Origin of the sequence: Dyella sp. 2HG41-7 (assembly GCF_021390675.1) — a bacterium.
In the GTDB taxonomy this organism is placed as follows: domain Bacteria; phylum Pseudomonadota; class Gammaproteobacteria; order Xanthomonadales; family Rhodanobacteraceae; genus Dyella_B.
The window spans coordinates 3390693-3404347 of the sequence record NZ_JAJEJV010000004.1 but is presented as its reverse complement, the minus strand read 5'-3'; the positions used below and the strand labels follow the sequence as shown (position 1 = coordinate 3404347).

Annotated in this window: 13 protein-coding genes; 6 read left to right on the top strand and 7 right to left on the bottom strand. The window is 59.8% G+C overall.

From position 1 onward, the window contains the following. Positions 1-114 precede the first annotated feature (114 nt). The 3 genes from L0U79_RS16765 to L0U79_RS16755 all read left to right on the top strand — a co-directional run bounded on the left by L0U79_RS16765 (position 115) and on the right by L0U79_RS16755 (position 3655). Positions 115-2490 (top strand): fimbria/pilus outer membrane usher protein, encoded by a 2376-nt coding sequence (locus L0U79_RS16765; protein ID WP_233843367.1) that lies wholly within the window; start codon positions 115-117, stop codon positions 2488-2490. A 37-nt stretch (positions 2491-2527) separates the two neighbouring features. After that, on the top strand, positions 2528-3037 hold the full coding sequence (locus L0U79_RS16760; protein WP_345778455.1) for a spore coat U domain-containing protein: 510 nt from the start codon (positions 2528-2530) through the stop codon (positions 3035-3037). A 153-nt stretch (positions 3038-3190) separates the two neighbouring features. Continuing rightward, on the top strand, positions 3191-3655 hold the full coding sequence (locus L0U79_RS16755; protein WP_233843365.1) for a spore coat protein U domain-containing protein: 465 nt from the start codon (positions 3191-3193) through the stop codon (positions 3653-3655). Here L0U79_RS16755 and L0U79_RS16750 read toward each other — a convergent pair. From L0U79_RS16750 to wrbA, 4 genes are all read right to left on the bottom strand, one after another. Further along, positions 3652-4149, bottom strand: coding sequence for an asparaginase domain-containing protein (locus L0U79_RS16750; RefSeq protein WP_233843364.1), 498 nt, complete (start codon positions 4147-4149; stop codon positions 3652-3654). The two genes, L0U79_RS16755 and L0U79_RS16750, sit on opposite strands and share 4 nt — an antisense overlap. 62 nt (positions 4150-4211) lie before the next feature. Then, positions 4212-5855 carry an acyl-CoA dehydrogenase family protein gene (locus L0U79_RS16745; protein WP_233843363.1) on the bottom strand — a complete coding sequence of 548 codons (1644 nt, stop codon included), beginning with the start codon at positions 5853-5855 and terminating at the stop codon, positions 4212-4214. 58 nt (positions 5856-5913) lie between these two features. After that, positions 5914-6264: a DUF2069 domain-containing protein gene (locus tag L0U79_RS16740; protein ID WP_233843362.1), complete on the bottom strand. Its 351-nt coding sequence runs from the start codon at positions 6262-6264 to the stop codon at positions 5914-5916. Next, positions 6261-6872 carry an NAD(P)H:quinone oxidoreductase gene (wrbA, locus tag L0U79_RS16735; RefSeq protein ID WP_233843361.1) on the bottom strand — a complete coding sequence of 204 codons (612 nt, stop codon included), beginning with the start codon at positions 6870-6872 and terminating at the stop codon, positions 6261-6263. Before wrbA ends, L0U79_RS16740 begins: the two co-directional genes overlap by 4 nt. A gap of 52 nt (positions 6873-6924) precedes the next feature. On the opposite strand from wrbA, the gene L0U79_RS16730 reads away from it, so the two are divergent. From L0U79_RS16730 to L0U79_RS16720, 3 genes are read left to right on the top strand one after another with little or no spacing between them, the layout of a single operon-like run. Then, positions 6925-8199, top strand: coding sequence for a YihY family inner membrane protein (locus L0U79_RS16730; RefSeq protein WP_233843360.1), 1275 nt, complete (start codon positions 6925-6927; stop codon positions 8197-8199). A gap of 11 nt (positions 8200-8210) precedes the next feature. Continuing rightward, entirely contained in the window at positions 8211-8678 is a 468-nt protein-coding gene (locus L0U79_RS16725; protein WP_233843359.1) for a TlpA disulfide reductase family protein, read from the top strand. Between the two features lie 4 nt (positions 8679-8682). Then, positions 8683-8949, top strand: a complete 267-nt coding sequence (locus L0U79_RS16720; protein ID WP_233843358.1) for an acylphosphatase — start codon at positions 8683-8685, stop codon at positions 8947-8949. A gap of 10 nt (positions 8950-8959) precedes the next feature. Here L0U79_RS16720 and L0U79_RS16715 read toward each other — a convergent pair whose 3' ends face one another. From L0U79_RS16715 to hemA, 3 genes are all read right to left on the bottom strand, one after another. After that, positions 8960-11062, bottom strand: coding sequence for a tetratricopeptide repeat protein (locus tag L0U79_RS16715; protein ID WP_233843357.1), 2103 nt, complete (start codon positions 11060-11062; stop codon positions 8960-8962). Between the two features lie 142 nt (positions 11063-11204). Beyond that, positions 11205-12284, bottom strand: a complete 1080-nt coding sequence (prfA, locus tag L0U79_RS16710) for a peptide chain release factor 1 (protein WP_233843356.1) — start codon at positions 12282-12284, stop codon at positions 11205-11207. 87 nt (positions 12285-12371) lie between these two features. Then, the gene (gene hemA / locus L0U79_RS16705) at positions 12372-13646 is read right to left on the bottom strand and encodes a glutamyl-tRNA reductase (RefSeq protein WP_233843355.1); all 1275 of its coding nucleotides are present in this window, start codon (positions 13644-13646) and stop codon (positions 12372-12374) included. Between the last annotated feature and the right edge of the window lie 9 nt (positions 13647-13655).

Sequence of the window (13655 nt, the reverse complement as noted above, 5' to 3'; positions counted from 1 at the left end):
GTCCTACGAGGGTCGGAGGCGACAAGCGCCAGGATGGCGCGGCGTGCATACGTAGGGAGCGCGTCAGCTTCTCGATGGGTGGTTGATCAATACAATTGGTCGGGGAGAGGCTGCGTGCGCAAATGCCCGATCATCCGCATCGCTGCGGACTGGCGCTGGTGGGGCGTGGGTTGGTTGCTGGCGATCCATGCGGCCAGCGCACAAACCGTGGATCGTATGCAGGCCCCGTTGAGCGACGTGACATGGGTGGTCGATGTCAATCACGGTGCGCCCACAGAAGAAGATGGGTTGACCGACGGCGAACATGCCTTATTGCCTGCGTCCATGCTTAATGCGATCGGATTGGTGACCACGCCGACCTTGGACCACTTCCACGGCAAAGATTATTTCGATCCGCAACGCATTCAAGGCGCCAAGATCGACATCGATTTCAACGAGCTCGCCATCCATGTCGTTGTGCCTGGCGACAGGTTGAAGGGTGGCGAGGTCAATCTGTCTCGAGCGGTGATTCATACCTTGACGCCCGAGCCGACCTGGTCCGGATTTTTGGATTACCGTTACGACCGTACAGAATCCCAAGCCAGAACGTTTCAACAAATGTTCTTGTCGCCTCATCTTCGTCTTTTCGGGTGGTCGATCTTCGACGAACAGGTGTTAACCAGCACACCGTCTGGATTTCAAAACACTCGATTCGATACCGTCGCTTATCACGATTGGCCCAACCAAGCCTTGCGGCTGTTGATCGGCGATTACACGCCAAGCACGGGTGATCTGGGGACCAGTTTTTCCCTGGCGGGCCTCACGTTGCAGCGCAGCTACGCACTGCAGCCCGGACAAGTCACCAACCCGACGGCCAGCATGTCCGGTATCGCCCAATCGCCTTCGCAAGTTCAGATTTACATGGATGGCGTCATGATCGGATCCACGCAAATCGGCCCCGGTCCGTTCAACTTGCAGAACCTGCAAGGTTATGGCGGCCTGCGCAATATCAGTGTCCTGGTGACGGATGCGGCCGGCAATCAGCATACGTACGCGATCCCCTACTACTTTTCCAACGAACTGCTGAAGGCCGGATACGACACCTTCGACATCAGCGCGGGTTCGCCACGCGCAGGTTTCGGCAGCGGTGGATATAGCGGCAAAGCAGCCAGCATTGCGTATCTCTACGGTATGACCGATGGGTGGACCATTGGCACCAACGATAGCTATATCCAAGGTGATCGTCGTCTTTCGCCGCTGATGACATTCGGCTTGGGGCCGATGGGCACCATGACGTTGATGAGTGCGCAGCGTCAATACCATCACATGCGCCGTTATGCGCACGAATTCAATTACCAAGGTGTCTGGCGCGGCACGCAATTGCAATTCCAATGGCGGCACGCACAAAAGGATTTCGACAGTACGTTGACCCTACCCGAGGACAACGGCGAGCAGCCTGTGCTGCCCGACTTGCGCGCACGTGATCGCTATTCTCTGGGTATTTCGCAGCAGCTTGGATCGTTTGGGTTGCTGTCTGCCAATGTGGGCAGACTCTATCGCTTCGACCAGAGCGTGGTGACCAGCGAGTCGTTGTCGTGGTCGTTGCGGCTACCTTGGCGCGGGCAATTCAACGTAAGCGGCCTCTACACGCGTGGAGCCGGCACGCGTCTGCGCGGCATTTTCGCATCTGTTTACTATCCGCTCGGCTCCCAGACGACCGTGATCGCTGGCTATCGCGATGTAACCAACACTTCGCCGCAGCGGTACATCGAAGCCAATTCTTATCCCCCCACCGAAGGTGGTTTTGGCTACCGGCTCTACGACAGTTGGCAAGGCCCCATCAATGACAAAGATGTGAGTGGCACGTGGCTGAGTCGTTGGATGCAAGCCGATGTGGGTGTGCGCGATCTGGATGATGGACAATTCGTGCAACAAGCGACGCATGTCGCCGTTAGCGGCGCAATAGCTGTGATGGGCGGCCATGTCTATCTAACGCCGGAAATCAATAGCGCTTTTGCGGTTGTCGATGCCGGTTATCCAGGCGTGGGCATCTATCGTGCAGGACAACTTATCGGCACGACGGGGCGTAACGGCACTTTGCTGGTGCCGGAAGTTGCGCCTTATGGCGTTACGACGTTGTCGGTGCGCGACGACGATTTACCGCCGGACGTCGATCTGCTTTCACCCAAGGTCGATGTTGTGCCCGCCGATGGCGCGGGTGTGTTGGTGAAGTTCGATCTGCCGAGAATCTCCGCCGTAAATGGAAACCTGCATTTTTCGTCGGCGAACGGCGGCGGAGCTGTAGACAATTACCTCATCACGGTCACCACGCCAACCGGACAGATATTGAACAGCCGCACCGGCAATGACGGATTCTTCGAATTGGATAACGTTTCCCACGGCAGCTATCGCATCGACGTGCCCGATGCGTCACCCGCATGTGTTGCCGTGATCCACGTACCTGAGCAGAAGCCTGCCATCTGGCAGGCAGGGCAGGTGACCTGTGAATAAGCGCTTATGGTTTTGTGGTTTGGTGGCTGTGCTGTTGATGCTCGACAGTACGCGCGCGTGGGCTCAATTCACGATGCCTCCGCCAGCAGAGCCTGTCGATGCCTTGCCTCCGTCGGCGCACCCGTTGCCGCCTCATACCGAACCTGTTCCGGCCGCGGCGGAATGCACCATCATGACCAACGATATCTATTTGCGGAGTTATAGATCCGGGCAGAGTAACGATGTTGGAGATTCCATGGGGATGACCATGATCTGCACGCAAGACGTCCGAGTTCTTGTACGTGCGTCGCCGAGCCCGGAGAGTGCTGATTTTCAATATCGTCTCTTGCGCCAAGAGAGCGGTGGCGCCACGTTGCGCTACCAACTTTATACCGATTATGGTCGCAGCCAAATTTGGGGAAACGGCGAAGGGCAAAGCGTGCCGATCAACAGATCTGTCTCAGCAGGATCCACCACGCTGGACGTATTCGCGACGATCTTTGCGCATCAAAGCGTACCGCCGGGACGATATTCCGATACCGTTATCGTCACCATCGATGTCGAATGACACGCTCATTTCACCAGCGGAACCAAGCGTTATCCAGCGTGATTGCCTTCAATCGCCCCACGGCCGAAACGCGTAGGCCCAAAGCGATTGAGCAGATAGACCACCCGTCATGTCGTTGCGCACCATCCGCGTCCGATAAAGAGGGTATTTTCTATGAAGCAGAAACATGTGCGATGCATCGCTCTATGTCTGGCATTGGCTTTATCGTGTCGTGCCTCTGCTTTTCAGGAGACCGGGATAAAGGTCATGGTGACTGTCGAAGGAGGATGCGATTTCTCCGATCAGCCGCCGACCGATGCCGACTTCGGCGTGCATAGGGCCGGAACGTCTAACGAGTCAATCCAAAAAACCGGCACGGTGAAATTTTGGTGCAGCTCGGGCACCACGTTCAACGTAAGTATTGATCGCGCGGTCGGTGGATCGCACCACATGAAACAAATAAACGGGAGCGCTGAAGTCGCCTACTCCGTCGTGAGTTTCGGTTCGACGTCCGACACGGGACAAGGTCCCGATAATTTGATTACGGCGTACGTCAACGTCTCAATGGCGGCGGGCGCGTTACGCGATGCGCCACCAGGCGACTATGTCGATGAAGTATCGGTAACCGTCAATCCTTAAGCGCCGCCGCCGATTTCCTCGAATCGATTCGCATCGCGATTCTTGCGCACCTTCGCCGGATTCCACACGCGACCGTTCATCGCGATATACACGCCGTCGGGCAGCGTCTGCACGGCGGCGACGGCACAGCCAATGTTGAACACCGCATCCGAACCTTGGAAGCGCGCGGGATTCAGCGCGCCAGTCAGCACGATCACCTTGCCCTTGATCGAGGCGAGTTCCTTCGCGGTTTCCACCATGGTGTCGGTGCCGTGCGTCACCAGTACGTAACGGCTGGGTTGCGCTTCGATCGTGGAGCGAATCAGTACGCGATCTTCCGCGGTGACGTGCAGGCTGTCTTTGCGCAGAATCGGAATGACGTCGAACTGGAACGCGACGCCGAGCTGACCAAGAATCTCTCCGATTTGCGGAGCGCCGATCTTGTAATCGGATTTGTCATCGAAGTAGATCTTGTCGATGGTGCCGCCGGTCGTAACGATGGTCAGATGCTGCATGATCGCGCTGGGCTGGAGGGTGGAGGCGCATTTTAGCCGCACTGGCCGTGGGGTGTGGGTAATTATTCCAGCAGCCGGCGGGTGTCCTCCCCGCCGATATCGGAAAGACGCAGCAATCCGTGGCCCAGAAAGCGGCGCAGGGCAGCGCCCGGGCGTTCGTCGCCGCGCGTGGACGACCAAGCCGCCTGACGCGCCAGCAAGGCCGCCGCCGCGCAGCGCGCCAGCGTAAGGGCGATGCCGCGCGCGCCGGCCTCCAAGGCGTTGCGTTCGACCTTTTCCGTGTCCAGATGCATGGCGGTGGCCTCCAGCGCCGAATGGATGGCGAAGCTGGCCGGCTCGTTGTGGGCCTGGGTCAGCCATCCGCCAATCACTTTGCGGAAGGCCGCGAAGGTGTTGTTGCCAGCCAGCGCGCGCAAGCTATCGAGCGACAGCACATTGGTGGTTCCTTCCCAGATGGCGTAAACCTGCGCATCGCGCAGCAGCTGAGGCAACCCTGTGTTTTCGATATAGCCGGCGCCGCCGAAACATTCCAGCGCTTCCGAGCAAAGATTCACGGCCATCTTGCCGGTCCACAATTTCACCAGTGGCGTGAGCAATCGCAATGACGCAGCTTCCTGCAGCGTGGCGGCATTTTGTTCGACACGCCCAAGCAAGTGCGCCACTTCAAAGGTCAGCGCGAAAGCCCCTTCGAATTCGGCCTGCATATCGGCGAGCGTTTGCGCGTGCAGCGGCTGCTCAATCAGCAATTTGCCAAATGCGCGACGTCGGGACGCGTAATCGCGCGCGAGGCTGATCGCGCGCGACATGCTGGCAATGGCGCCGATCGCATTCCATGTGCGCGTGATATTGAGCATCGGCGCAACGTGCCGTACGCCGTGCGCAAGTTCGCCGATGGGCCATGCGGGCAGCCCGTCGAGATGAATTTCGGCGGTTGGCAATTCGTGCGTGCCCAGCTTGTCTTTGAGACGATCGATGATCAACTCGGGTTTGCGTTCTTCGCCGTTCATGGTTTCGACGTAGAACAGCGCAAGCGTTCCGGCGCCTTCTTTGGCGCCTTCGGGGCGCGCCAACGCCAACGCCGCTTCGCCGATAACCGCCGAACTGAACCACTTGCGGCCATACAAGCGCCATTGACCGTCGGCGTCTTGCCTGGCGATGGTCTCGGTCTGACCGACATCGGAGCCGCCGGCGTTTTCCGTCATCCATTGACCGGAGAGCCAGAACTTATGGACGTCGCGGCTTATGAAATGCGGCACGGCGCGATCGATCAGCGCTTTGTTGCCTGATGCTTTTAACGCGGTGGCCGCGCCATCGGTCATTGCGAGCGGGCACGTATAGAACTCGCTGGCGACGTGATAAACGTACGCACGCGCGAATTCTTCTAATCGCGCGTGCTCGTGCACTTCGTGACCGGCTGCAAGAATGGCGTGACGCGTGGTGAGCTGTGGGCCTTCCCGCCAAGCGGTCGTCAATTCCACCCGATCCACGCGACGTCCCCATGCATCCCACTGCGTCAGGATCGGTTTGCGCCGTTCGCTACGGTTGTTGCGCTCCCACGTCATTTGCGCGTAATCGCCCAGCGCGTCCAGATCGAAATCCAGCGCGGCGCGACGTTTGGAGGGAAAGATGCGATCGAGCAAGGCGATCAGCAGACGGTCGCTGCGATAGGGATGCGCGAGTTGCGGGGCGTCTTGCAGAAATCCCATGACCATCACCTCGGCGAGCGGTTACGGCCAGTATAGGCAGGAACGTGGTGGTGTTTTGTCAGGTTGTACGTCGTCTGCGTTTAACGCCGGCGCCGAGCGCGCCGATCAACAACAATGTAAGCAACACTTCCAGCAACGCGGGCACACGTTCTTGCGCTGAGCTCCAGCTTTCGGCAATGCCATGGCAGAAATAGAACAGACTGAGCATGCCGACCCACAGCAGCGCGCGTCGCAGATTGCCGATGGCCAGGAATGGGAGCAGCAAAGGCACGACGGCGATTACCAGCGCCAGCCACATCGGCAGATGTTGCGGCGGAAAAAGCCACGCATACCACGCGCATTGCAGCAGAATCAGCGCGATCCAGGCCGATACGCCGATACGCTGCGTGACGCCGGTGTTCGAAGTCATATAGCGCCTGCAAGTTTGCGCGCGGTATCGGCCAGGCGGCGGCCGAGTGCGCGAGCGAGTTCGCGTTCGTGTTCGCTGATGCCGTTTTCGCCTTTGGTGCCTGACACGTGGCTTGCGCCGTAAGGCGTGCCGCCGCTGGTGGTGTTGCTCAGCGCCGGCTCGGTGTACGGGATGCCCAGCACCAACATGCCGTGATGGAGCAGGGGCAAGGCCATGCTCAGCAACGTGGATTCCTGGCCGCCATGCATGGTGCTCGTCGCCGTGAACACGGCGGCCGGCTTACCCACCAACGCACCGCTCGCCCATTCGGCGCCGGTGGTGTCCAGAAAGTGCTTCAACGGCGCGGCCATGTTGCCGAAACGCGTCGGGCTGCCCAGGGCCAGTCCCACGCACTCGTGCAGATCCTGCTTGCTCACGTACGGCGCGCCTTCCTCAGGCTCCGGCGGATGAGCCACCTCGGTCACCGGCGCAACCGGCGGAACCTGCCGAAGGCGCGCGCGCATGCCGGGGATTTCCTCCACGCCACGGGCAATCAAACGGGCCAGTTGGGCGACGTGGCCAGTGCGGCTGTAATACAGGACAAGGATGTCGGTCATGGTTTGAGGCATTCACACGGGATGGGGTAGTGTACGGATGGCATCAGGGATGTACATCAACGTCATGAATCTGCGTTTCGATCGCGACCGCACACTGACTTTCGGCCATTTCCTCTGGCAGCGCTTCCTCGACGATAAGTGTTTCGAGACGTCGGGCGCGCTGTCGTATACCACGCTGGTATCGCTGGTGCCGCTCACCGTAGCGGTGCTGGCGATGTTCGCGGCCTTTCCCATGTTCGAGGAAGCGCGCGACACGCTGATCAATTTCGTCTTCAGCAATTTCGTGCCCGCGGCCGGCGAGACGGTACAGAAAGCGCTGCTCGATTTTGCATCCAATGCGCGCAAGCTGACCGGCATCAGTATTTTGGTGATGCTGTTCAGCGCCGTGTCGATGATGAATAGCATCGAAGACCGGCTCAATCGCATCTGGCAGGTACGCCAGCATCGCCCATGGGGTCCTCGATTGCTGCTTTATTGGGCGGCGCTCACGTTGGGGCCGGTGCTGGTGGTGGGTGGTATTGCGGTGACATCGTATGTCGCGGCGGTGCCCATGTTGCGCAATGCGGGAGATGAGCTCGGCATCGGGCAAGAGTTGTTGAAGGCGATGCCGTTTGTGGTGACGTTTCTCACCCTGTGGCTGATGTACACCACGATTCCGAATCGACGCGTCAACAAGCAACACACGGCCATCGGCGCCTTGCTTGGCGCCATTTTGTTCGAGCTCGCCCGTTGGGGCTTTACCCACTACGTCCGCAACGCACAGAACTACCAGCAGATCTACGGAGCGCTGGCGATTATTCCGCTGCTCCTGCTGTGGATTTATCTGTCCTGGGTGATCGTGATTTTGTGCGCGTCGGTGGCTGCATCCATTTCGGCTTTCGAATACCAAAAGCCGTGCGATGTCATGCCGGAAGGATCGGAGTTTCTTGGATTGCTGGTGGTGCTCCGCCATTTCGTCGATGCGCAACGTGCGGGACGATGCGTCGATCTCGGTGCGATTCGCGAAGCGGAGCCCAGTTTGCGCAGCGATGTCATCGCGATTTATTTCGAAGACCTGGTGCGATCGGGCCTGATCCATCGCAGCGAAGGCGGCAGCTGGTCGCTGGTCCGCAGTCTGGATAGCACCGACTTGCTGATCGTGTATCAACACACCGGTTATCAATTGCCACTGAGCCCGGTCGAGCAGGCTGAGGCCGCTGGCATCAAGTTGCCGACCGAATTGTTGTCGCTACTTACGCGGCTCGCCGAAGCGCTCGACGACACATTGGGCGCGCGTCTTGATCAGGTTTATCCTTTTTCGGCGGGAACGGCACCTACCCGGCCATCGTCACAAACTTAGGAATCGGAACTATGAAGTTGTTCGCGTTATCGCTGTTGCTGGCGGTTGGCATGCTGACCACTCCCGTCTACGCGGCGATGCCGGCGCAACCGTCGCTCAAAGCCACGGCGCTGGACGGCAAACCTTACGACCTGGCGGCGCAACGCGGTCATTGGGTCATCGTGAATTTCTGGGCGACCTGGTGCGTGCCGTGCATCAAAGAACTGCCGGATATTTCGCACTTCGTGGCGACACATCCGAATGTGCGTGCGGTGGGTGTCGCGTATGAAGACACCGATCCTTCCGATATACGCGCATTCCTCGCCAAGCATCCGGTGTCTTATCCCGTTGTCCAGGTCACCATGGACAAGCCGCTCACCGATTTCGACGAGCCGTTAGGCCTGCCAACGACGTGGCTTATTTCCCCGGATGGAAAAGTCGCCAAGCACTTTATGGGGCCGATCACTTCGGCGGCATTGAGCGCCGCGATCGGCAAGTGATGCCATGCGCGGCGCACGTTTCCTGGTGAGCGGTCGCGTGCAAGGCGTGTTCTTTCGCGCCAGCACGCGCAACGAAGCGCTGCGTCTTGGTTTGGACGGTTACGCGCGTAATCTTTCCGATGGCAGCGTGGAAGTGGTGGCATGCGGAAGCGCCGAGGCGCTCGCTCAGCTTGAGCAATGGCTTTGGCAAGGACCGTCTGCTGCGCACGTGGAAGCAGTTTTGCGCAGCGAATACGATGGTTCGGTGCAAAAAGGGTTTGCCGTTACGTAAGCGCGGTTTGCTACAAATCGACATCCGTCGGCGGACGGCCGATGCGGTAACGAGCGCTGATCGCACGCACGGCGCGGCGGAAATCCGAGGCTAATCCTTTCAAGTCGAATAGCGGATTGAGGCTGCGTTCCAGCATCAAGTGACGACGCAGCGTCGCCAAAGCCTCGGTGTCGTTGCCAAGCGTGACGGCCATGTCGACGAATGACGCGTTGTCGGCGGTGATCAGTTCGGGGAGGCCAAAATGATGCAGCAAGCTCGCCACGGTACGCGATGCGATGGTGTTGCCGGTGCGCGTAAGTACCGGGCGGTTGGCCCACAATGCATCCGATGCGGCGGCGCGCGAATTGATCGGCACCGTATCCAGATAGAGATCGACGTGCGCGTAAAGCCCTAGATAATCCGAATACTGCACGCGCGGCATGAAGATCAGCCTTTCCGGATCGATATCGACGGCCTGAGCGGCTTGTCGCAAACGTTCGTTGGTGTCGGACGGCTCGCTCAGCAACCACAGCACGCTGTCGGGTACTTGCTCAAGAATCAGCATGTAGCGGACGAATACTTCGGGCGTGATGGTATGCGTGTCGCTGAAACACGCGAACACCACACCTTTTTCCGGCAGCCCGCACGCGGAGCGCGGCGGCGGTTCCGAATGGAAACGATTCGGGTCGCTGGGCTGATGGCAACGCGGCAGGCGGATGACTTTTTCGCTGACGTGCGCACGCAGCTCGCTGGGAAGCGTGATGGCGTCGGTAACCAAATAGTCCATCCATGGCGCACCCGAACTACCGGGATATCCAAGCCACCCCACTTGAATGGGCGCAGCGCGCAGCGCCATCAATTCGGTATTGGCGCGACCGCGGTAACCGTTGAGATCGAACAGGATTTCGATCGCGGTACCGTGGATCAACGAAGCCGCTTGCGCGCGATCGAGAGCGGAAATGTCGTGCAGCGTCGCGGCGGCGGAAAGGCGACGACGCACGGGGCTGCCATCGTCCGGCGTGATGGCGAAAAGGTGAATGTCCAGATCGCTTTCGGCGAGCGCTTCGACAAAGCCGACGATATGTTGACCGGCCGCCGTATCGTTGAAACCCTCGGCAAGCATGCCGACGCGGATCGGAGCATCCGGCAGCGGCAACGCATGGCGCAAATTGAGCTGCTTGCGCAATGGCGCAGCCTGCTCCTCGATTGCCGACGCGTAGTTTTTTGCACAACGAAGTTGTAGCGCGGCGTCTGCGCCTTCAGAAAGAAATGCAAACGGGTGAACACCTTGATCGCCACGCGACGCCGCGTCGACGACACGCTTGCTGAGCGCATCGATGTCTTGCCAGCGACACAGGCGACGGCGGGTCAGTAGAAGCTGGCTCATGATCGGCGCGGAGTCGGGCGCACGCCGCAGCGCTTCGGTGAAGCCCTCTTGCGCAGCGGACAAATCATTCATTTCCGCCATCATCAAGGCGGCTTGGAATACATGCTGCACGTTGTTCGGTGCGAGTTGGCCGGCTTGCAACAAGGATGCGGCGGCTTCTTTCGGGCGACGTTGCATGTACAACAGGTGGCCCAGCATCGCATGCGCCAAATCGGAATTCGGCGTTTGCTGCAGCACCTGGCGAAGTAGCGCCTCGGCTTCCGTGAAATGCCCCAGTTCGATTTCCACTGCGGCAAGGTTGAGACGGATGGCCGGGTGTTGCGGCACGCGCTGCAACGCCGATGCGAACGCGTCACGTGCTTGTATGCGTTGTCCGGCAGACATATACGCGCCGCCTAGCGTCTGCAACAACGCGGGGTGTCCGGGTGTTTTCATCAAGGCCCGCTGCATGCGTTCGATCGCGGCGCCGGCGCGGCCTTCGGACATGGCGAGATTGGCGAGATTGCATTGCAGTTCGATGTTGTCCGGCGCCAATTCCGCGGCGCGATTCATCGCCACCTGCGCTTCGCGGCGATGCCCCAGGCGCAACAATGCTAGGCCGTGCAGGCGAATCAATTCGGCCGATACGGGAAATTGCCGCCGCGCGGTCGACGCAAATCGAACCGCTTCCTCATTGTTGTTCCGCTGTAGCAGCTCGTTGAGCTTTTGCAGGGTGGAGGCGATGTCGGTAGATGGCGCGTCGGTCATCGGCTAACGGTGGCGTGAAGAGGCAGAGTGAAGAAGCCTGCATTCGGAGCCGTCATGCCGGTTTTTTCCGGAACGACGGTTGGAAAGACATAGCCCCCTTGGTCCCGTAAGAGTAACGCCAATCGCGGCTGCCGCGGACCTCTCAGTGGCTGGCCAGCGACTTCAGTTCGTCTGCCTGATGCTCGCGCGTCAATGCGCTAAACAGCTCATCCAAATGGCCAGCCATGACGTCAGGCAAGTTGTGCAGGTCCAGGCCGATGCGATGGTCCGTGACCAGGTTGTCCTTATAGCGATAAGTGCGGATGCGCTGGCTACGATCACCGGTGCCCACCTGCAGACGGCGCGATTGTGCCTGTTCCGCTGTCTGCTTGGACTGGGCTTCATCCAGCAGGCGGGCTTTGAGCAGGCTCATCGCGCGCGCGCGGTTTTTATGCTGACTACGTTCATCCTGGCATTCCACCACGATGCCGCTGGGCAAATGCGTGATGCGGATCGCCGAATCGGTTTTGTTGACGTGCTGGCCGCCTGCGCCAGAGGCGCGGAAGGTATCGATTTTCAGGTCGGCGGGGGATAGCTCGATATCGCCGATCTCGTCCAGTTCCGGCAGCACGGCGACCGTGGCGGTGGACGTATGCACGCGGCCTTGCGATTCGGTGAGCGGCACGCGTTTGACGCAATGCACGCCCGATTCGAATTTCAATTTGGAGAACGCACCCTTGCCTTCGACACGCGCGATAATTTCCTTGTAGCCGCCATGTTCGCCCGGGTTTTCGCTGAGTATTTCCACTTGCCAGCGTTGGCGCTCGGCGTAGCGGGTGTACATGCGGAACAAATCGCCCGCGAAAATGGCCGCTTCATCGCCGCCGGACCCGGCGCGTACTTCAAGAAACAGGTTGGCTTCGTCGCGCGGATCTTTCGGGATCAACAGCAACTGCAATTCGCCCTCGAGCTCGGCCATGCGCGATTCGAGCCGCGCGATATCTTCGGCGGCCATGTCGCGCAGTTCGGGATCGTTCAGCATCACGCGTGCATCGGCGAGTTCGCGCTCGGATTGCGCCATGTCGCGCATCGCGTCGGCGATGGGCTGAAGTTGCGCGTATTCGCGCGACAGATCGCGAAAGCGCGTGTTGTCGGCCAGCACATCCGCTTGCGCCAGCAAGAGGCTCAGCTCTTCGTGGCGCTCGACGGTGGCTTCGAGTTTGCGGCGAATGGAAGGAGTCATGAAAAGAGACCGAAAAAAAGAAAGGCGGATGCGAGCGGTGCGCTCGCGAACGAATGGCACATCGAGCGCGGCAGCCAGCCGCTCTCGCTATTCGTCGTTCGTTTCGGTCGTCTCGTCCAGGCCGTACAAACGACCTGCAGCGTGTAGCAGATCGTGATCGCCGTTGAGCGTGGCTTCGCGCAGTCGTGCGCTCGGGTGATGCAGCAATTTGTTGGTCAAGGTATTGGCGAGGAACGATAGCGCTTCGTCAGGCGATTTACCGCGCGCGATCATGGCGCGCGCTTTTTCCAGTACTTGATCGCGATACGACTCCGCGTGCAGGCGCAGATCCACCGCGGGATTGCGGATCGTCAACGCGCGACGCCAGGACATATAGCGCTCGACTTGGAGATCGATAATGGCGTCGGCCTCGCGCGCTGCCGTTTCGCGCGAGCGACGGTTGTCGTCGATTACCTGGCGCAAGTCGTCGATGCCGTAGAGATACACGTCGTCCAGTTCGCCCACCGATGGTTCGATATCGCGCGGCACGGCGATGTCGACCATAAACATTGGTTTGCGGCGACGCGCCGCAATCGCTTTTTCCACGATCGCGCGCGTCAGCACGGGTTGTCGTGCGGCGGTGGACGCGATGACGATATCGGCTTCCGCCAGATGCTGCGGAAGATCGTGCAACGAGATCGCGTAACCGCCGTGGCGACTGGCGAGTTCTTGCGCGTTTTCCAACGTGCGGTTGGCGACGATCAGCCGTCGCACCTGCTTTTCGGCGAGATGGCGCACCGCCAGCTCGATGGTGTCGCCCGCGCCGATCAGCAGCACGCACGCTTGGCGCAAATCGGTGAACACGCGCTCGGCCAGCCGCACCGCCGTGAATGCCACGGACACGGTATGCGCGCCGATGCGCGTATCGGTGCGAACGCGTTTGGCGACCGCAAACGTGTGTTGCAGCAGGCGATCCATCGGCGTTTTCAGCGCGTTGGCTTCTCGCGCTTGCTGATACGCCTCTTTCACCTGGCCAAGAATTTGCGGTTCGCCCAACACCATCGAATCCAGCCCGGTGGCGACCCGAAACATATGTCTCACGGCCGCTTCGTCATCATGGCGATACAGGAACTCGTCAAGCTTGCCCGGAGTCAGACGATGGTGACGGCTGAGCCACTCCTGCGGCGCGTTTTCAGCGCCGGCTGTTACGCTGACGTAAAGCTCGGTGCGATTGCAGGTGGAGAGGATCATCGCCTCCTCGACGCCTGGCACATGAGCGAGTTCGCGCAGGGCCTCGTTCGCTGCGTCTTCGTCGAACGCCACCTGTTCGCGCAGGCTGACCGGCGCGGTGAGATGGTTGAGCCCGAGGGCGATCAGCTTCATGACGTGATG